Raw genomic sequence first — 18,692 nt, forward strand, 5'->3', positions numbered from 1 at the left:
GAGACCACCCTCACCGCGCCCTCCGGCCCGGGCCCCGCGCCCCGGCTAGAGGGCGCTGTGCGTTTCGCGACCGCCGAGGAGCGTCAGGGCGACGGGCATCGTGCGCAGCGCATCCGACCCCACCGTGAGCGGGTCGTGCTCGATGACGGCCAGGTCGGCCAAGTCGCCGGTGCGCACCGAGCCGCGCCCGCGGGTGCTGGCGGCGAGGGCCGCGGTGGCGGGGATGCGCTGCTCGGGGTGCCAGGGCTCGCGCCCGTTGCGGGAGCGCCCGACGGCGGCGGCCATCGTCACCCATGGGTCCAGGGGTGCGACCGGGGCGTCGGAGCCGAGCGCCAGAGTGGCCCCCGCGGCCCGCAGGCTCTCGAGGGCGAACGCGAGACCGGTGCGGCCCGCCCAGTAGCGGTCGGCGACGTCGCGGTCGTCCATCGCGTGCTCGGGCTGCACGCTCGCGGTCACGCCGAGGCGGGCGAAGCGCGGGATGTCAGTCTCGGCGAGCAGCTGCGCGTGCTCGAGCGACCCGCCGGCGCCGAGGGCCTCGAAGGCGTCAAGCACGAGCCGGTTCGCGTGGTCGCCGATGGCGTGCACGGCCGGCACGAGGCCCGCCTCGCGCGCCCGCAGGAGCAGCGCGCGGAGCTCCTTGGGCGGCACGGTCAGCAGACCGCGGGAGTGCGGCTGCCCCTCCAGCCCCGGGTACTCGTCGAAGCAGTAGGCCGTGCGGGTGTTCAGCGAGCCGTCGGTGATGACCTTGAACGGGCCGACCTGCACCAGTCCCCCGGTGCCGTCGAGCGCCTCGCCGGAGCGCAGGCCCTCCGCGATCGCCCGCTCGAGGTGCTGGGGGTAGACGCCGAACTCGACACGCAGCAGGTCGTGGCCGTTCGCCGCCCGGCGGGCCCAGGTGGTCGCGTTCCAGGTCATCTCGAGGTCGACGACACCCACGACGCCGCGCGCGGCGGCGGCTCGGGCCGCGTCGAGTGCCCAGGCGTCGGTGAGCTCGTCGGGCAGGTCGCCGAGGGCACGCTGCACGGCGAAGGCGGGCTCCTCCCGCAGCACGCCCCGGGGGCTGCCGGCCTGGTCGCCGTCGAGACCGAAGCGTCGAAGGGCCGCAGTGTTCAGCCAGCAGCAGTGCAGATCGGCCGAGATCAGCACCACGGGCCGGCTGCCACTGACGGCGTCGAGGAGGGCCGCCGAGGGCTCGTCGGGCCAGAGCGCGTCGCGGAAGCCGATTCCGATGAGCGGATGCACGTCCCCGCCGTGCTCGCTCGCGCCCCGGGCCGCCTCGCTCCGTTCCGCTTCTCCCACGAGTGTCGCGGCCTCGGCCGCCGAGCGGGCCGCGGCCACGTCGAGGCGCTGCGCCACCGCCGCCCAGGAGGTGAAGTGCACGTGGTTGTCCCAGAGGCCGGGCACCACCCACCGGCCGTCGAGCTCGATGCGCTCGAAGCCCTTGGGGGCACCGTCGCCGGCGGGGCTGATGACGGCGATCTCGCCGTCGGCGATCACGATGTCCACCGCGGCGCCGCCGTCGGAGAAGCGGCCCTCGGAGGTGCTGCCGGGCAGTCGTCCGCCGGCCAGCAGGAGGTCTCCGGTCATCCGCTGGTCTCCTCGGAGGGGGCTGTCGGTGCCGAGGGGGCCGACGGGCTGGCGGTCGGGACGGCCGACGGGGTGGTGGTCGCGAAGACCTCGGGGTTCGCCCGGCGCACCTGCTCGGCGAGCTCGGCGCTCGCATACGGCCCGTCGCCCTCCAGAGCCTCGACGATGCGGCGGAGGCTGCCCTCGGTGCGGTTCTGGCTCATCTTGAGCTTGGCGGTGAACCGCTCGACGGGGATGCGCAGGCCCACCGTGCCCGCGCTGATGCGGTCGGCGTAGGCGGAGTTCGCGAGGGTGCCCCGCATCGAGCGCGGCTCGGGCATCCGCTGTTCGAAGTGGTCGACCAGCTGCTCGAGCACGCGCAGGTTCTCGGCCGGGTCGAGCAGCTCGGGGGTGCCGTAGAGGTGAGCGGTCACGAAGTTCCAGGTGGGCACGGCCGGATGCTCGTCGTACCAGCCGGGCGAGACGTAGCCGTGCGGGCCCTGCACCACCACGAGCAGCTCGTGCTCGCCGAGCTCGTGCAGCCGCTCGTCGGGCCGGCCGACGTGGGTCAGCAGCGCGAGGGAACCGTCGACGCCTTCGTCGATCAGCACCGGGTAGTGCGACGCGACGAGCCCGTCGGAGGTGTTCGAGACGAGCGTGGCCCAGGGGTGGTCGCGCACGAGCTGCGCGACCGCGGTCGGGTCGGTGAGGGCGAAGACGGGGCTGTGGCGCACGTCAGACCTGGTCCGTCGGGCACCAGTAGAGCTTGCGGCCGCCGAACTCCTCGAGCACGATGTTCGTGCCGCAGACCCGGCAGGGCAGCCCCTCGCGCTTGTAGACCCAGTGCCGGTCGGCGCGGCTCGCCATGGCGAGGGCTTGCGCCTCGTCGTCGAGGCCGTCCATGGTGAGCATCTGCCCGGTGCGGACGCCCAGGTCGAGCAGGTAGACCCAGTCGCGCCAGAGCGCCCGCGCGGTGTCGACGGTGACCTGCTTGCCCGGGGTGTGCGGGTTCAGGCGGGCGCGGAAGAGCATCTCGGCGCGGTAGACGTTGCCGATGCCGCTGACGACGCTCTGGTCCATCAGCAGCAGGCCGATCGGGGTCGGTTTCTTGCGCACGGCGGCGACGAAGCGCTCCTCGGCCTCGGCGGAGTCGTCGTTCAGCGGGTCGGGTCCGAGCTTCGCGATGGCGCGCTCGACGCCGGCGACGTCGAGCACCTCGCAGGCGGTCGGCCCCCGCAGGTCGGCGACCGCGGTCTCGGTGAGCAGGCGCACGCGCACGGCGCCGACGGGGGGAGGCGGGAAGTCGCCCTCCTCCTCCGACTCCTTCTCCTGCTCGGACATGCGCAGGCGGGCGCGGCGGGGGGCGCCGATGGAGCGCACGGAGTCCTCGCCGTCGGCGTCGTCGGCGTCGTCGGGGACCGCGCCGGCAGCCGTGCCGGGGGCCGCACCCGCGAGTGCCTCGCGTGCGCTCTCGGGCAGCTCGCCCGCCGCGGCGAGCTCGTCGATCGTGCCCTCGGCCTGGGCGCCGAGGCCGGGCTCGAGGTCGGTGCCGCGCATGTTCGTCTGGCCCATGCGGCCTCCGGCGGAGCGGATGGTCGCGTCGGTGGTGATCTCACCGGCGAAGTCCCACGCGCCGTAGATGCCGAGGTGCACCCGCAGCCAGACGCCGTCGTCGAACTCGAGGAACATCTGCTTGCCGACCGCGCGGGCGCCGGTCATGGTGCGTCCGTCGAGCACGGAGGCGCCCTCGGCGAAGCGGCCCTGCGGGGAGCTCGCCGAGACGCGATGACCGACGAAGTTCGCGGCGAACTGCCGCGCGATGCGATGGACGGAATGACCCTCGGGCATGACGGGCGCCCGGGTCAGGCGTCGACGCTGCGGCCGGCGATGAACCCGGTGGCCTCGTACTCGGCGAGCTGGGCGATGCGGCGCACGTGACGCTCCTCGAACGAGAACGGCTCGGCGACGAACCAGTCGATCAGCGCGATCGCCTCCTCGACGGTGTGCTGGCGAGCGCCGATCGAGATGACGTTGGCGTCGTTGTGCTCCCGCGCGAGCTTGGCCGTGGCCTCGTTCCAGACCAGGGCGGCACGCACGCCGGTGACCTTGTTCGCGGCGATCTGCTCGCCGTTGCCCGAGCCGCCGAAGACGACGCCGAGGGCCTCGACGCCGGCCTGCTGGTCCTGCACGACGCCGTGGGCGGCATTGATGCAGAACGAGGGGTAGTCGTCGAGCGGGTCGTAGCTCGCGGGGCCGTGGTCGACGACCTCGTGCCCGGCGGCGGTGAGGTGCTCGGTGATCGTGCGGCTGAAGTCGAGCCCGGCATGGTCGGTGCCGATGTGGATGCGCATGGCCTTCAGCTTAGAACTGCGGGCCGCGGGTGCGGCTGCGCTTGAGCTCGAAGAAGCCGTCGTACGAGGCTGCGGCCACCACGCCGTCCCAGAGCGTCAGCGCCATCTCGCCCGTGGGCGCGGGGCTGATCACGGGGCCGAAGAACGCGACGCCGTTCACCGCGATGACGGGGGTTCCCACGTCTTGGCCCACGCGCTCGATGCCGTCGAAGTGCGAGGCCCGCATCTGCGGGTCGAACTCCTCGGAGTCGGCGTACGCCGCGAACTCGGCGGGCAACCCCACCTCGGCGAGCGCCCCGGCGATGACCTCGTCGGAGTCGGTGCTCTCCCCCGGGTGGATGCGCGTGCCGAGCGCGTCGTAGAGCGGCTTCACGATCTGCTGTCCGTGCAGCTCGGCGGCGGCCGCCACGAGGCGCGTGTAACGGAGGGCGCGGGGGAAGAAGGCGCGGTACTCCTCCGAGACGTCCTGGTCCTCGTTCAGCACGGCCAGGCTCATGATGTGCCAGGTCACGTCGAGGTCGCGGTGCTCCGCCACCTCGTCCACCCAGCGGGAGGTCATCCAGGCCCAGGGGCAGGAGGGGTCGAACCAGAAATCAACGCTCGTCTTCTCTGAAGTCACCGAACCATCATCGCATTAGGCTGAGCGGGCAATCGAAAAGGAGAGCAACCCCGTGCCTGGAGAAAACCTCACCCGCGCAGAAGCCCGCGAACGCGCCGCCATCGTCGACGTGACGAGCTACGACGTCGTCCTCGACCTCACCACCGGTCCCGAGACGTTCCGCAGCACCACGACCGTGACGTTCAGCGCCATCCCCGAGGCGGTCGGGGCGTCGACCTTCATCGACGCGATCACCCGCACCGTGCACTCGGTGACCCTGAACGGCGAGTCGCTCGACCCCGCCCAGGTGAGCGACGGCGTGCGCATCCAGCTGCCCTCCCTGAAGACCGAGAACGTGCTCGTCGTCGACGCCGACATGATCTACACCAACACCGGTGAGGGCCTGCACCGCTTCGTCGACCCGGTCGACGACGAGGTCTACCTCTACAGCCAGTTCGAGGTGCCCGACTCCCGCCGCATGTTCGCGGTGTTCGAGCAGCCCGACTTGAAGGCCGTCTTCACCTTCACGGTCACCGCGCCCGACTACTGGGAGGTCGTGTCGAACTCCCCCACCCCCGAGCCCGTCGAGGCGGTCGCCGGCCGGAGCAAGACCTGGACCTTCGAGCCCACCCCGCGCATCTCCAGCTACATCACCGCTCTCGTCGCCGGCCCCTACGTGGTCGAGCGCTCCTCCCTCACCAGCGCCGACGGCCGCGAGATCCCGCTCGGCGTGTTCAGCCGCGCCTCCCTGGCGCAGTACATGGACGCGGAATACATCTTCGAGAAGACCCGCGAGGGCTTCGCGTTCTACGAGGAGAAGTACGACTTCCCGTACCCCTTCGCCAAGTACGACCAGCTCTTCGTGCCCGAGTTCAACGCCGGCGCGATGGAGAACGCGGGTGCGGTGACCTTCACCGAGACCTACGTCTTCCGCTCCAAGGTGACGGATGCGGTGCGGGAGCGCCGCGTGGTCACGATCCTGCACGAGCTGGCCCACATGTGGTTCGGCGACCTCGTGACCATGCGCTGGTGGAACGACCTGTGGCTGAACGAGTCGTTCGCCGAGTACATGTCGACCCTCGCCACCGCCGAGGCCACGGAGTGGAAGGAGGCCTGGACCACCTTCGCCGCGATGGAGAAGAGCTGGGCCTACCGCCAGGACCAGCTGCCCTCGACCCACCCGATCGTCGCCCGCATCAACGACCTCGAAGACGTGCAGGTGAACTTCGACGGCATCACCTACGCCAAGGGCGCCTCGGTGCTGAAGCAGCTCGTCGCCTGGGTCGGCCAGGACGAGTTCATGAAGGGCGTCGCCGCCTACGTGAACAAGCACCAGTTCTCGAACACCGAGCTGAACGACCTCATGGTCGAGCTCGAGACCACGAGCGGCCGCGACCTCACCAGCTGGTCGGAGCTCTGGCTGGAGACCGCGGGCGTCAACACGCTGCGCCCCGTGATCGAGTACGACGAGAACGACGTCATCACGAGCTTCACGGTCGCCCAGGAGGCCACGCTCGATTACCCGACCATCCGCCCGCACCGCCTGGCCATCGGCTTCTACGAGCGCGAGGGCGAGAAGCTGGTGCGCACCTACCGGGTCGAGCTCGACGTCGACGGCACCGCCACCTCCGTGCCCGAGCTGGTCGGCCGCGACCGCCCCGACCTGGTGCTGCTGAACGACGACGACCTCGCCTACGCGAAGATCCGCCTCGACGGCTACTCGCTCGACACGGCGCTCGACGACCTCGCGAAGATCGAGTCGCCGCTCGCCCGTTCCCTCGTCTGGGGCTCCGTCTGGGACGCGACGCGCGACGCCGAGACCCGCCCCCGCGACTTCGTGCGGCTCGTGCTCGGCAACATCGCCACCGAGACCGAGTCGACGACCATCCGCACCGTGCTGAACCAGCTCGTGCTGACGGCGTCGAGCTACGTGGCTCCGGATGCGCGTGACGCCGTCCTCGAGGAGGCGGCGACCACCCTGTGGCACCTCGCGCTCGACGCCGAACCCGGATCGGACGCGCAGTTCCAGTTCGTGAAGTTCTTCGCCGCGCTCGCCGCCACCGACGAGCAGCTCGAGAACGTCGCGCACCTGAAGAACGGCACCGTCGTGCTCGAGGGGCTCGACATCGACACCGACCTCACCTGGGAGCTGCTGATCGCGCTCGTCGCGGGCGGCAAGGCCGGCGAGGCCGAGATCGCGGCGACGCTCGAGGCCGACAACACCGCCTCGGGCGCCCAGTCCGCGGCGCACGCCCGCGCGGCCATCCCGACGCCTGAGGGCAAGGCGGCCGCGTTCGCCTCGCTGGTCGACGTCGACACCGCGCCCAACGCGATCGTGCGCGCGACCGGTCTCGGCTTCCAGCGCGGCAGCGACCCGGCCCTGTTCCAGCCGCTGATCGAGCGCTACTTCGACTCGCTGCAGCTGCTCTGGGAGACCCGCAGCTACGCCATCGCGAGCGCCGTGATCAACGGCCTCTACCCGGCGGCGCTGGCGAACCAGGAGCTGCGCGACGCCACCCAGCAGTGGCTCGACCGGAACGGCGAGCCGCCCGCGCTCCGCCGGCTCGTGGTCGAGAACCTCGCCGGGGTCGACCGGGCGCTGGCCGCCCAGGCGCGCGACGCGCGGTAGCCCGCCGCCCCCTGTGCCCACGGTCCGGCGGGCGCGCTCCGAGGCTCTGCCAAGAGTGCGCCCGTAGGATCGAGGCATATGGACTGGAACATGATCTGGGCGAACATCGCCTCCTTCGCCCACGACTACCGCATCCCTCTCGGCGTCCTCGCCATCATCGTCGTCGCGTTCATCGTGCGGGCGGTGCTGTTGACGCTCGTGCGCCGCCTCGTCGATCAGGTGGTCAGCGGGGTCAAGCGCAAGCAGAACGTCAGCGACACCCAGGCCCTCGTCGCCTCGCCCCTGGCGGCGGTGCGCATCGTGCAGCGCACCCGCACCCTCGGCTCGGTGCTGAAGAACATCATCAACGTCACGATCGTCGTCGTCTCGCTGCTGCTCATCGTGCAGACGATCGACTCCTCCATCCTCGGCTCCCTCGCCCTGCTCACCGCGGCCCTCGGCGCCGGCCTCGGCTTCGGCGCCCAGAACATCGTCAAGGACGTGCTGAACGGCCTCTTCATGGTCTTCGAGGACCAGCTGGGCGTCGGCGACGTCGTCGACCTCGGGCCGGCGACCGGTGTGGTCGAGGGGGTCGGCATCCGCATCACCCAGGTGCGCGACGTCAACGGCACGCTCTGGTTCGTGCGGAACGGCGAGATCCTGCGCGTCGGCAACATGTCGCAGGGCTGGTCGCGGGTCATCATCGACCTGGCCATCCCCTACGACTCCGACCTCGACCGGGTGCAGGAGAAGATGCTCTCCACCGCGACCGCCATGGCGAACGAGCCCAAGTGGCGCTCGCGCATCGTGGAGAAGCCCGAGATCTGGGGGCTCGAGTCGATCTCGGCCGAGGCGCTGGTGATCCGCATCGTGGTGAAGACCCGCACCTCGGCGAAGGACGACGTGGCGCGTGAGCTGCGCATCCGTCTGAAGAAGTCGCTCGACGAGATCGGGGTGACCCTGCCGTCGCTGAACACCGTCGTGCTGTCGGGCTTCGAGGGTGCGGCGAGCGTGCAGGGTGCGCGGCCGCCCAAGACCAAGTCGGTCGAGACCCAGCAGGCCGCCCAGGCGGACGCGCTGACGAAGGCACCGAAGGCGCCCAAGGCACCTCGCGCTCCCCGCGCGCCGCGGGCCGCCCGCGCACCGCGCACCCCCGAACCTCCGAAGGACGACGCGTGATGGACCTCACCCCCAAGGTGCCCGAGAACCCGTTCTACGAGCAGGTCGGCGGGCACGACACCTTCGTCGCCCTCGTCGAGCGGTTCTACCAGGGCGTCGAGACCGACCCCGTGCTGAAGCCGATGTACCCGGCCGACGACTGGGACGGGGCGGTGCGCCGACTGACGATGTTCCTCGAGCAGTACTGGGGCGGCCCCGGCACCTACAGCGCCGAACGCGGGCACCCGCGGCTCCGGATGCGCCACAACCCGTTCAAGGTCAACCCCGACGCCCGCGACCGCTGGCTCGCCCACATGCGCGTGGCGGTCGACTCGCTGTCGCTCGCGCCGGCCGACCGCGAGCTGCTCTGGGACTATCTCGAGCGCGCGGCGCATGCCATGGTGAATACGTTCGAGGACTAGTCCCACCCGGCTGCCGGCCGTGCGGCGGCCTCACGACTCACCTGCGACGAAGGAGTTGCCCGTGGAATCGATCACATCGACCGACGTCATCGTCGTCGGGGCCGGTCTCGCCGGTCTCGTCGCGGCCTGCGAAGTGCTCGAGGCGGGCAAGCACGTCACCGTGCTCGAGCAGGAGCCCGCCTCCTCGTTCGGTGGGCAGGCGTGGTGGTCGTTCGGGGGCATCTTCCTCGTCGACAGCCCCGAGCAGCGACGGATGCGCGTGCGCGACTCCCTCGACCTCGCGCGCCAGGACTGGCTCGGCTCCGCCGGCTTCGACCGCCCCGAGGACGACTGGGGCAGGCGCTGGGCCGAGGCCTACCTGCAGTTCGCCGCCGGGGAGAAGCGGGCCTGGCTGAACTCGCTCGGCGTGCGCTTCTTCCCCGTCGTCGGCTGGGCCGAGCGCGGCGGCTACACCGCGAACGGTCACGGCAACTCGGTGCCCCGCTTCCACATCACCTGGGGCACGGGGCCGGGGGTGCTCGAGCCGTTCGTGGCGCGATTCCGACGGGGCGTTGCGGAGGGGCGCGCTCGGGTGCTGCACCGGTACCGGGTGGACGAGCTGGTCACGACCGGCGACGGGTCGGGGCGGGCATCCGCCGACCGCGTGGTGGGCGCCCGCGGGTCGGTGCTCGCCGCGAGTGCCGTGGGCCGCGGCGAGGGGAGTTCGCGCGAGGTGGTCGGCTCGTTCGAGATCGCGGCGGGGGCCGTGATCGTGGCGAGCGGGGGCATCGGCGGCAACCACGAGCTGGTGCGGCAGCAGTGGCCGCGGCGGCTCGGGGCGGCTCCCGAGACGATGCTGTCGGGGGTGCCGGCCCATGTCGACGGGCGGATGCTCGGCATCACGGCCGCGGCCGGAGCGCGCCTCGTCAACAACGACCGCATGTGGCACTACACCGAGGGCATCGAGAACTTCGACCCGGTGTGGGCGCGGCACGGGATCCGCATCCTGCCCGGGCCCTCGTCGCTCTGGCTCGACGCCACCGGGCGACGGCTGCCGGTGCCGCTGTTCCCGGGCTTCGACACGCTGGGGACGCTCGAGCACATCCTGTCGACGGGGTACGACCACAGCTGGTTCGTGCTGACGCAGTCGATCATCGAGAAGGAGTTCGCGCTCTCGGGCAGCGAGCAGAACCCCGATCTGACCGGGCGCGACCTGAAGCTGCTGGCCCAGCGCGTCCGGCCGGGGGCGCCGGCGCCGGTGGAGGCGTTCAAGGCGAAGGGCGCCGACTTCGTGGTCGCCTCGACGCTGCCCGAGCTGCTGCACGGCATGGCACGGATCACGACCGCCCCGCTCGACCCGGCGCGGGTGACACGGGAGATCGTCGCTCGCGACCGCGAGGTCGACAACGTCTTCACCAAAGATGCGCAGCTCACCGCCGTGCGCGGCGCCCGGCACTACCTCGGCGACAAGCTGATCCGGGTGGCGAAACCGCACCGGTTGCTCGACCCGGCGGCCGGGCCGCTGATCGCGGTGAAGCTGCACGTGCTGACGCGCAAGAGCCTCGGCGGCATCCAGACCGATCTGCAGGGGCGGACGCTCTCCGCCTCGGGATCGCCGGTGCCCGGGCTGTACGCGGCGGGTGAGGCGAGCGGGTTCGGCGGGGGCGGGATGCACGGGTACCGGGCGCTGGAGGGGACGTTCCTCGGAGGGTGCCTGTTCTCGGGGCGGGCCGCGGGGCGGGCAGCTGCGGGGGCGGTGTGAGGCGCGGGGTTCTCGAGCTCGTGTCGCTGCTGCGGGTGCGCGTGTCGCGGCTGCGGTTCCGGTTCAGCGGCGCACGAGCACGTGGCCGCGGCGGGTCGTGAGGCGCAGCCAGGAACCGGATCGGTAGACCGACACGGCGTCATCCGCCCGCACGAAGCCCAGGCTCACGGCGCTGAAGGCCGCGCCGGCCGGGATGCGCGGCTCGAGCTCGGGCAGCACGTCGAGGTCGCGGCCCCAGACCTCGGAGCGCACCTTGTGCACGAGCTGCTCCCCCGTGTTGTCGGGCACGGCGGCGGCCACCTCGGCCACACCCTCGCGCGTCGCCTGCTCGAGCACGGCGCCCTCGACGGCGCCGGCCGCCTCCCAGCCCCCGCGCGGCGGACTGATGCCGGCCCACGCCACCCCCTGCTCGCCCGGAGGCAGCGGCACCTCGAGCGGCCCCTCGGCGGCGTTGGACATCACCGAGAGCTGCGCCAGCCGATCCAGCAGGGAACGGATGGGCACCACCGTGTCGAACGGCTCGGGGCTGTTCAGCGCGAAGGTGCGGAGGCCGAGCACGGTCGGCGAACGGTCGAGGAGACCCTTCGGCGTGAGCGTCGGCGTGTACACCGCGAGCACGCCGAGGCTGCCGAGCAGGCGCGCCGACCCTGGCTCGACCCGGGCGGCACGGCCGAGGTACACCTTGAGGTCGCCGAGCGACGCAGCGTCGATGAGCGTGAAGGACTGGACCATCTGTGCTGTCTAAACTACTTCACAGCGACGGATGCGCACGCATCCCGGTCGCGTTCGCACCAGCCTGAACCACCGGGAGACATCGTGTCAGACGCGTTGACGGCCTTCCTCACCACCCTCGACCTCGTCGACACCGGCGCCCGCACCACCGAAGACATCTTCACCGGCCCCTCGCAGTCGATGCCGAACGGTCGCGTCTTCGGCGGACAGGTGCTGGCCCAGTCGCTGATCGCCGCCACGCGCACGGTCGACGACGACCGGGCGGTGCACTCGCTGCACGGCTACTTCCTGCGCCCGGGCGACGCCACGGCCGACATCACCTTCGCGGTCGACCGCATCCACGACGGCCGCTCCTTCAGCACCCGGCGCGCGCAGGCCTACCAGAAGGGCGTGCCGATCCTCTCGGCGATCCTGTCCTTCCAGACGGAGGACTCAGGCCTGGAGCACCAGCTCGAGATGCCCACCGACCTGCCCCGCCCCGAGGAGCTGCCGAGCGCGGTGGAGGTGCTCTCGGCGGTGGACCACCCGGTGGCCCGCACCTGGGCCCGCGAGCGGGCGTTCGACATGCGGCACGTGCCGAACCCGATCTACTTCAGCGTGGAGGGCGAGCGGGAGGCGCGGCAGGCCGTGTGGATCCGCGCGCTCGGCACCCTGCCCGACGACCCCGACCTGCACCGCGCCGCGCTCGTCTACGCGAGCGACTACACGATCCTCGAGCCCGTGATGCGGCGGCACGGGGTGTCGTGGGCGCGCCCCGACCTGAAGATGGCGAGCCTCGACCACGCGATGTGGTGGCACCGCTTCGCCCGGGCCGACGAGTGGCTGCTCTACACGCAGAGCTCGCCGAGCGCGAGCGGCGGGCGCGGGCTCGCGCTCGGCCACATCTACGACCTGGACGGGCGCCTCGTCGCCTCCGTCGCGCAGGAGGGCATGGTCCGCGTCAGAGACTGACGCGGCCGCGGCGCCGCCGCACGGCGGCCTCGAGTCGCGGCAGCCTCGCGGTGCCGCGGCCGTCAGGTGCGGCGGCGGAAGGTGAGCGGCTCGTCGAGGTACGGCTCCCACGCGGCGCGCTCGTGCGGGTGCATGCGACGCGGCCGGTCGGACCCCGCGTCGACGAGCACGAGGGTGGTCGACGCCTTGACGTAGGTGACCCGCGGGTCGACGCCCAGCGGGCTCTTCACCTCGTAGTACACGTCGAGGCTCGCCCCGCCGAGGTGCCCGATCCACAGCTCGACATCGATCGGCTGCCGGATGTAGGGCATCGACGTGACGTACTCGATCTCCTGCCGCGAGATCACGCTCTTCGTGTCGGCCAGCGGCCCTGCGTCGATGACCGCCGTCGACCACTGCGCCTGCTCCGGGTCGGCGACGTCGCCGTCGACCCAGAACGCGAAGACGCGCGCCTCCTCGAGGATCTTCAGCATCGACGCGTTGTTGACGTGCCCGTACGCGTCGAGGTCGCTCCAGCGCAGCTGGATCGGGACGTGCAACCGCATCGTGCGCCTAGTCGCGGGTGAGCTTGCGGTAGGTGGTGCGGCTCGGCTTGGCGGCGTCGGCGCCGAGGCGCTCGATCTTGTTCTCCTCGTAGGCCTCGAAGTTGCCCTCGAACCAGTACCAGTTCGCCGGGTCGTCCTCGGTGCCCTCGTAGGCGAGGATGTGAGTCGCGATGCGGTCGAGGAACCACCGGTCGTGAGTGATCACCACGGCGCAGCCGGGGAACTCGAGCAGCGCGTTCTCGAGGCTCGACAGCGTCTCGACGTCGAGGTCGTTGGTGGGCTCGTCGAGCAGCAGCAGGTTGCCGCCCTGCTTGAGCGTGAGCGCGAGGTTCAGGCGGTTGCGCTCACCGCCGGAGAGCACCCCGGCCTTCTTCTGCTGGTCAGGGCCCTTGAAGCCGAAGGTCGAGACGTAGGCGCGGGCCGGCACCTCGGTCTTGCCGACCTGGATGTAGTCGAGCCCGTCGGACACGACCTCGAACAGCGTCTTGTTCGGGTCGATGCCGCCACGGCTCTGGTCGACGTACGAGATGTCGACCGTCTCACCGATCTTCAGGTCACCGCCGTCGAGCGGCTCGAAGCCGACGATGGTCTTGAACAGCGTCGACTTGCCGACGCCGTTCGGGCCGATCACGCCGACGATGCCGTTTCGCGGGAGAGTGAAGGAGAGGTTGTCGATGAGCACGCGCTCGCCGAAGCCCTTGCGCAGCTTCTTGGCGTCGATCACCTGCGAGCCCAGGCGCGGGCCCACGGGGATCTGGATCTCCTCGAAGTCGAGCTTCCTGGTGCGCTCGGCCTCGGTGACCATCTCCTCGTAGCGCGCCAGACGCGCCTTCGACTTCGCCTGGCGGCCCTTGGCGTTGCTGCGCACCCAGTCGAGCTCCTCACCGAGGCGCTTGGCCAGCTTCGCGTCTTTCTTTCCCTGCACCTCGAGGCGCTCGCGCTTCTTCTCGAGGTAGGTCGAGTAGTTGCCCTCGTAGGGGTAGAGGCGACCGCGGTCGACTTCGGCGATCCACTCGGCCACGTGGTCGAGGAAGTACCGGTCGTGGGTGACGGCGAGCACGGCGCCGTGGTACTGCTTCAGGTGCTGCTCGAGCCAGAGCACGCTCTCGGCGTCGAGGTGGTTCGTGGGCTCGTCGAGCAGCAGCAGGTCGGGCTTCTGCAGCAGCAGCTTGCAGAGCGCGACGCGGCGCTTCTCACCACCGGAGAGGTTGGCGACCGGCGAGTCAGCGGGCGGGGTGCGCAGCGCATCCATCGCCTGCTCGAGCTGGGAGTCGAGGTCCCACGCGTCGGCGGCGTCGATGGCCTCCTGCAGCGTGCCCATCTCCTCCAGCAGCGCGTCGAAGTCGGCGTCGGGCTCGGCCATCAGCGCGCTGATCTCGTTGAAGCGGTCGATCTGGCCCTTGATCGGGCCGACACCCTCCTGCACGTTCTCGAGCACCGTCTTGGTCTCGTCGAGCTCGGGCTCCTGCATCAGAATGCCCACCGTGAAGCCGGGGGTGAGCTTGGCCTCACCGTTCGAGGGCGTGTCGAGCCCTGCCATGATCTTGAGGATGGTCGACTTTCCGGCACCGTTGGGGCCCACCACACCGATCTTCGCCCCGGGCAGGAATGCCATCGTGACGTCGTCGAGGATCAGCTTGTCGCCCACCGCTTTGCGGGCGCGCACCATCGAGTAAATGTATTCGGCCATGCCTACCAGTCTATTGTGCGGGTCTGACCGATCAGGCACTGGCCCGTGCCGAGCTTCGGCGCCACGGTGCTCGTGTAGGTGCCGTGGCCGTACTGCCCGATCAGGCAGTCGTCCTTCCAGAGCACCGAGAACTGGATGGAGTCGGCAGCGACCCCCACCGTCGTGATGTCGGGCGTGACCTGCATGGCGGCGATGTCGAAGCCGTTCGTGCGGAGGTTGCTCGTGAACTCCACTCCGCCGGCCGACGGGTTGCCGGCCACGAGCGCCTGGTTCACCTGGTCGAAGAACGCCTTGTTGTCGGCCGCCGACCCCTCGGGGTTGAGCGCCGCGGGCGCCGCAGCGGTCTCGCTCGGCGCCGCCGACGGGGTCGGCGCAGCGCTCACCGACGGCGCCGGCTCGGCGTCGGCCGTGCAGGCGCTCAGCAGCCCCACCAGCGCCAGCGGCACCACGACGGCGACCGCCCATCGCCCGACCGGAACCCCGGGTCGTCTCGTCTGCATCACTCCCACAATCTGCTCGATCACGGCACCATCCCGCCCGGGCCGTGAGACCGTGACGAGTGTATGTGGTCTCGGCCGTGTGCGCCTGGGAGACCACCCCGCCCCTCGGTCTCAGAACGGGAGGCCGGCCTCGAGGGGCGCCTCGGGTGCGGTCGCGTCGGAGACGTCGCCCCGCGCATCCGGAACCCCCTGCCCCTGCTGCGGATCGCGGAGACCGCCGGCCGGTGCCAGGCCGGCCGCCAGCTCGTCGTGCGCCCACTTCTCACCCGAGCCGCCGTCGCCCGACGCGGAGCCGTGCCCTGCGCCTGCGCCGCCGCCCGAGCCCGACGACTGCGTGCGGGCCCAGACCGCGGTGCCCCAGCCGAGGTCGTGCCCGAGCGCGTCGGCCTCGATCTCGATGGTGGTGCCGGAACGCTCCGCGTTCTCCCACGGCCGGATGCGCACGCGACCCGAAACGACGACACGCTGACCCTGCTCGATCGACGCGGCCATGTTCTGGGCCAGCTGCCGGAACCCGGTGACCGTGTACCAGTTCGTGTCGGTCTCGACCCACTTCTGCTGCTCGCGGTCGAAGCGCCGCTGGCTGGAGGCCAACCGGAAGCTCGTGATGTCGAGGCCGGTGTTCGTGGTGATGTGCCGCGGCAGCGTCGCGACGACTCCGGTGAGGGTCATGGTGTCGGTCATGGGGTGCTCCTTCTGTGTGGGTGATCCGTGCCCCGATTCTGCGGTGGCGCGGCCCCACGAAGAACGGCCGGGGCCCCATCTGTGGACGGGGCTCCGGCCGGAGCAGGAAGTGCAGGAGGAGTGGCTACGCGGCTTTGATGTACTTCGCGTAGGCCTTCCGCACCTTGTTCACCTTCGGCACCGCGACGGCCATGCAGTAGCCCTGGCCGGGGTTCTTGGCGAAGAAGTCCTGGTGGTACTCCTCGGCGCGGTAGAACTCACCCAGCGGCTCGAGCGTGGTGACGATGCCGCCGTCCCAGAGGTCGGTGGCGCGCTCGAGGGCCGCCTCGAAGAGCTGCTTCTGCTCGTCGCCGTCGTAGAACATCGCCGAGCGGTACTGGGTGCCGACGTCGTTGCCCTGACGGTTCAGCTGCCGCGGGTCGTGCAGGGTGAAGAACACGTCGAGGATGACCTCGGCCGGGATGACGGCCGGGTCGAAGGTGACGGCCACGGCCTCGGCCTGCCCCGTGGTGCCGGTGCAGACCTCCTCGTAGCTGGGGTTCGGGACGGTGCCGCCCGTGTAGCCCGACACCACGTCCTGCACACCCTCGAGGGTGCGGTAGACGGCGTCGAGGCACCAGAAGCAGCCTCCTGCGACAACGAAAGTTTCCATGACGGGATTCTACGTCGGGGCCGCCGCGTCGCCGCCCCGCCCCGATGTCGGTGGTCGGCCGTAGCGTGCTGTCATGTCGATCGAAACGCTCACCGCCACCGCGTCGGGCCCCGCCGTGCACCGGGTGCGCGACGGCTACTGGCGCGTCACCGCCGCATCCGGCATCGTGCTCGGCTACGTCGAGCAGCTGGCCGACCCGCAGGGGCCGCGGTTCCGCGCCCGCCGGCTCTACTCCTCGGGCCGCGTCGGCGACGTGGGCGAGTTCTGGCAGCGTGCGGAGGCCGTCGAATGCCTCCGCTGAGTCGATCCCGGCGACACCGGCTCGTCGCCCCGGCGTGCGGCTGAGCCGCGGGTATCGTGCCGCTCATGGAATGGTGGAATGGTCTTGTCCGGTGGTTCTCGTCCGCCGATGGTGAATACGTCGTCTCGAATCTGGTGCTCCCCGCTGCCGCGATCATCGTGGCCGGCCTCCTCGCCGCCTGGATCGCGCACTCCTCGGTCAAGCGGCTGCTCGCGAAGCACGACCGCGAACTGAAGATCTCCGCCATCGCCGCGCTCGTCGACGCCGCCGAGCAGGCCTCGGTGTGGAACTCGCTCAGCCCGCAGGAGCAGATCCTGAGCGACCGGGCGAGCGGCCAGGCCGACATCCAGGTGCGCCTGCTGCCCATCAAGGGCTCCGATGTGGCGGCCAACTGGGCCGGGCACTGCCTCGCCGAGATGAAGCGCGAGTCGGCCACCTTCGGCTACCGCATCGAGCCGGCGGTGATCGAGTTCCGCGACCGGTTGATCGAGTGGCAGAAGCGACCGGGTCGCGCCAAGCGCGTGTTCCAGGACGACCTCGAGCGCTGGGCCTCGGCCGAGTCCACGAAGGAGTCCGAGCTCGCCGCGAAGCAGGACGAGTGGGTGGCGCAGCAGCACCACGAGCAGTTCGCCCGCCCCGACGAGGCGCAGGGTCGGGCCGAGCAGCGTCCCGCGGCGTCGGACGCGGCGCCCACGGCATCCGCTCGCCCCGACTACACCGACGTGCCCACCCAGGCCACGCCGATCATGCCCTCGTCGCCGCTGGCGCCGACCCACGAGCCGCGGCCGATCGTGCAGCAGGTCGCCTCGGGCACCGGCACCCGCGGTGTCGCTCCGCGGAAGCCCGTCGCGGCGGACCCGCACGCCGGCCCGACCGACTGAGGCCCCGGGGGCGGCCCGGCGGAGGTAGTACGCTTCTGGGGTCGCCCCTGTAGCTCAGTGGATAGAGCACCGGCCTTCTAATCCGTTTGTCGCTGGTTCGAATCCAGCCAGGGGCACAGGCCGCCGAGCACTGGCCGCCGGGGTCAGCCGCAGCAGGGGGCGCAGTCGATCAGGCCCCGGTCAGTGCCACGATCCCCGCGATCGCCGACACCACGGCGATCACCAGCGCGATCGCGATCAGCACCGCGTGCACGATCAGGAACGTCGTCGGCTTTCCTTGCGCGTCGCGAGCCCGCTCGTCGCGGGCCACGCGCTTGTAGAACCGCGGCCACACGATCACGTTGAAGGCGGCGTTCACGAACAGCAGGACGGCGAGTGCGGTAGTCATCCCCCCGAGTCTAGAAGAGCAAGTCTCGAAGAGCCCCGCCGGGCCCGGTGTCGGCGCCCGCCCCTAGACTCGTGCCATGAGTTCTTCCTCAGACCGTCTCGTGTGGATCGACTGCGAGATGACCGGGCTCGACCTCGAGGTCGACGAGCTGGTCGAGGTCGCGGTGGTCGTCACCGACTTCGACCTGAACCTCGTCGACCCGGGCTTCAGCATCGTCATCAAGCCCGACGACTCCGCGCTCGAGCACATGAACGACTTCGTCACGAACATGCACGCCTCGAGCGGTCTCGCCGACGAGATCCCGCACGGCGTGAGCCTCGCCGACGCCGAGTACCAGGTGCTCGAGTACATCCTGAAGTACGTCCCGGGAGCCCAGACGGCACCTCTCGCGGGCAACACCATCGGCACCGACCGCATGTTCCTCGCCAAGTTCATGCCCCGGGTCGACGGCCACCTGCACTACCGCAGCATCGACGTCTCGTCGATCAAGGAGCTGGCCCGCCGCTGGTTCCCCCGCGTCTACTTCAACGCGCCCGAGAAGGCCGGCGGGCACCGCGCCCTGGCTGACATCCTCGAGTCCATCCGCGAGCTCGAGTACTACCGCAAGGCGGTCTTCATCCAGGAGCCGGGGCCCACCTCGGTCGAGCTCAAGACCATCTCGGCCGACGTGATGCGCGACTTCGGCGCGAGAATGTAATAGACTCTTATGTCGTTGCCCCAACGATCTCGATCACGGGGCACATGGTGGATATAGCTCAGTTGGTAGAGCGCTGGCTTGTGGTGCCGGATGTCGCGGGTTCGAGTCCCGTTATTCACCCCACCGGCGACTGACAGTCGCCACGATGGCCCGGTTCACGCCGGGCCATCGTCGTCTCACCACAGATCGACGGCCGCTCCCTGCGGTTTCCGCACGAGAAACGGGTT

Annotated in this window: 20 protein-coding genes and 2 tRNA genes; 10 read left to right on the top strand and 12 right to left on the bottom strand. The window is 70.8% G+C overall.

Annotated elements, in window-relative coordinates; genetic code table 11:
• Nucleotides 1–45 precede the first annotated feature (45 nt).
• Genes NVV95_RS07545 through NVV95_RS07565 form a run of 5 tightly spaced genes read right to left on the bottom strand, consistent with a single transcriptional unit; the run spans nucleotide 46 to nucleotide 4,536 of the window.
• The gene (locus NVV95_RS07545) at nucleotides 46–1,587 is read right to left on the bottom strand and encodes an amidohydrolase (RefSeq protein ID WP_259485941.1); all 1,542 of its coding nucleotides are present in this window, start codon (nucleotides 1,585–1,587) and stop codon (nucleotides 46–48) included.
• Nucleotides 1,584–2,300, bottom strand: a complete 717-nt coding sequence (locus tag NVV95_RS07550; RefSeq protein WP_259485942.1) for an FMN-binding negative transcriptional regulator — start codon at nucleotides 2,298–2,300, stop codon at nucleotides 1,584–1,586. Before NVV95_RS07550 ends, NVV95_RS07545 begins: the two co-directional genes overlap by 4 nt.
• 1 nt (nucleotide 2,301) lies before the next feature.
• Entirely contained in the window at nucleotides 2,302–3,414 is a 1,113-nt protein-coding gene (locus tag NVV95_RS07555; protein ID WP_259485943.1) for an Fpg/Nei family DNA glycosylase, read from the bottom strand.
• Between the two features lie 14 nt (nucleotides 3,415–3,428).
• Nucleotides 3,429–3,917, bottom strand: a complete 489-nt coding sequence (locus NVV95_RS07560; protein WP_259485944.1) for a ribose-5-phosphate isomerase — start codon at nucleotides 3,915–3,917, stop codon at nucleotides 3,429–3,431.
• Between the two features lie 10 nt (nucleotides 3,918–3,927).
• The gene (locus NVV95_RS07565) at nucleotides 3,928–4,536 is read right to left on the bottom strand and encodes a mycothiol-dependent nitroreductase Rv2466c family protein (RefSeq protein ID WP_259485945.1); all 609 of its coding nucleotides are present in this window, start codon (nucleotides 4,534–4,536) and stop codon (nucleotides 3,928–3,930) included.
• 52 nt (nucleotides 4,537–4,588) lie between these two features.
• Between NVV95_RS07565 and pepN the strand changes: the two genes are divergently transcribed.
• The 4 genes from pepN to NVV95_RS07585 all read left to right on the top strand — a co-directional run bounded on the left by pepN (nucleotide 4,589) and on the right by NVV95_RS07585 (nucleotide 10,444).
• On the top strand, nucleotides 4,589–7,144 hold the full coding sequence (gene pepN / locus NVV95_RS07570) for an aminopeptidase N (RefSeq protein WP_259485946.1): 2,556 nt from the start codon (nucleotides 4,589–4,591) through the stop codon (nucleotides 7,142–7,144).
• Nucleotides 7,145–7,222: 78 nt separating this feature from the next.
• Nucleotides 7,223–8,302 carry a mechanosensitive ion channel family protein gene (locus NVV95_RS07575; RefSeq protein ID WP_269909038.1) on the top strand — a complete coding sequence of 360 codons (1,080 nt, stop codon included), beginning with the start codon at nucleotides 7,223–7,225 and terminating at the stop codon, nucleotides 8,300–8,302.
• Nucleotides 8,302–8,703: a globin gene (locus tag NVV95_RS07580; RefSeq protein WP_259485947.1), complete on the top strand. Its 402-nt coding sequence runs from the start codon at nucleotides 8,302–8,304 to the stop codon at nucleotides 8,701–8,703. The genes NVV95_RS07575 and NVV95_RS07580 overlap by 1 nt, the downstream gene beginning before the upstream one ends.
• A gap of 70 nt (nucleotides 8,704–8,773) precedes the next feature.
• Entirely contained in the window at nucleotides 8,774–10,444 is a 1,671-nt protein-coding gene (locus NVV95_RS07585; RefSeq protein ID WP_259486462.1) for an FAD-binding dehydrogenase, read from the top strand.
• A 63-nt stretch (nucleotides 10,445–10,507) separates the two neighbouring features.
• On the opposite strand, the gene NVV95_RS07590 is transcribed toward NVV95_RS07585, so the two are convergent.
• Nucleotides 10,508–11,176, bottom strand: coding sequence for a DUF8185 domain-containing protein (locus tag NVV95_RS07590; RefSeq protein WP_259485948.1), 669 nt, complete (start codon nucleotides 11,174–11,176; stop codon nucleotides 10,508–10,510).
• An 84-nt stretch (nucleotides 11,177–11,260) separates the two neighbouring features.
• Between NVV95_RS07590 and NVV95_RS07595 the strand changes: the two genes are divergently transcribed.
• Nucleotides 11,261–12,127: an acyl-CoA thioesterase gene (locus NVV95_RS07595; protein ID WP_259485949.1), complete on the top strand. Its 867-nt coding sequence runs from the start codon at nucleotides 11,261–11,263 to the stop codon at nucleotides 12,125–12,127.
• Between the two features lie 62 nt (nucleotides 12,128–12,189).
• Here NVV95_RS07595 and NVV95_RS07600 read toward each other — a convergent pair whose 3' ends face one another.
• The 5 genes from NVV95_RS07600 to msrA form a co-directional block, all read right to left on the bottom strand.
• Entirely contained in the window at nucleotides 12,190–12,672 is a 483-nt protein-coding gene (locus NVV95_RS07600) for an acyl-CoA thioesterase (protein ID WP_259485950.1), read from the bottom strand.
• Nucleotides 12,673–12,679: 7 nt separating this feature from the next.
• On the bottom strand, nucleotides 12,680–14,362 hold the full coding sequence (gene ettA / locus NVV95_RS07605) for an energy-dependent translational throttle protein EttA (RefSeq protein ID WP_259485951.1): 1,683 nt from the start codon (nucleotides 14,360–14,362) through the stop codon (nucleotides 12,680–12,682).
• Nucleotides 14,363–14,364: 2 nt separating this feature from the next.
• Nucleotides 14,365–14,886 carry a DUF6993 domain-containing protein gene (locus NVV95_RS07610; protein WP_259485952.1) on the bottom strand — a complete coding sequence of 174 codons (522 nt, stop codon included), beginning with the start codon at nucleotides 14,884–14,886 and terminating at the stop codon, nucleotides 14,365–14,367.
• An 87-nt stretch (nucleotides 14,887–14,973) separates the two neighbouring features.
• Nucleotides 14,974–15,546, bottom strand: coding sequence for a single-stranded DNA-binding protein (locus tag NVV95_RS07615; protein WP_259485953.1), 573 nt, complete (start codon nucleotides 15,544–15,546; stop codon nucleotides 14,974–14,976).
• 124 nt (nucleotides 15,547–15,670) lie between these two features.
• The gene (gene msrA, locus NVV95_RS07620; protein ID WP_259485954.1) at nucleotides 15,671–16,198 is read right to left on the bottom strand and encodes a peptide-methionine (S)-S-oxide reductase MsrA; all 528 of its coding nucleotides are present in this window, start codon (nucleotides 16,196–16,198) and stop codon (nucleotides 15,671–15,673) included.
• Between the two features lie 73 nt (nucleotides 16,199–16,271).
• Between msrA and NVV95_RS07625 the strand changes: the two genes are divergently transcribed.
• From NVV95_RS07625 to NVV95_RS07635, 3 genes are all read left to right on the top strand, one after another.
• Nucleotides 16,272–16,499, top strand: coding sequence for a hypothetical protein (locus NVV95_RS07625; RefSeq protein ID WP_259485955.1), 228 nt, complete (start codon nucleotides 16,272–16,274; stop codon nucleotides 16,497–16,499).
• Between the two features lie 65 nt (nucleotides 16,500–16,564).
• Entirely contained in the window at nucleotides 16,565–17,380 is an 816-nt protein-coding gene (locus NVV95_RS07630) for a hypothetical protein (protein ID WP_259485956.1), read from the top strand.
• 43 nt (nucleotides 17,381–17,423) lie between these two features.
• Nucleotides 17,424–17,496 (top strand) — tRNA-Arg (locus NVV95_RS07635).
• 53 nt (nucleotides 17,497–17,549) lie between these two features.
• On the opposite strand, the gene NVV95_RS07640 is transcribed toward NVV95_RS07635, so the two are convergent.
• On the bottom strand, nucleotides 17,550–17,768 hold the full coding sequence (locus tag NVV95_RS07640; RefSeq protein WP_259485957.1) for an SCO4848 family membrane protein: 219 nt from the start codon (nucleotides 17,766–17,768) through the stop codon (nucleotides 17,550–17,552).
• A 76-nt stretch (nucleotides 17,769–17,844) separates the two neighbouring features.
• Here NVV95_RS07640 and orn point away from each other — a divergent pair, with 76 nt between their 5' ends.
• Together orn and NVV95_RS07650 are read left to right on the top strand one after the other, a co-directional pair.
• Nucleotides 17,845–18,465, top strand: a complete 621-nt coding sequence (gene orn / locus NVV95_RS07645; RefSeq protein ID WP_259485958.1) for an oligoribonuclease — start codon at nucleotides 17,845–17,847, stop codon at nucleotides 18,463–18,465.
• A 47-nt stretch (nucleotides 18,466–18,512) separates the two neighbouring features.
• Nucleotides 18,513–18,588: transfer RNA gene (locus NVV95_RS07650), tRNA-His, on the top strand.
• Nucleotides 18,589–18,692 lie beyond the last annotated feature (104 nt).

Origin of the sequence: Herbiconiux gentiana (assembly GCF_024978135.1) — a bacterium.
GTDB lineage: Bacteria > Actinomycetota > Actinomycetes > Actinomycetales > Microbacteriaceae > Herbiconiux > Herbiconiux gentiana.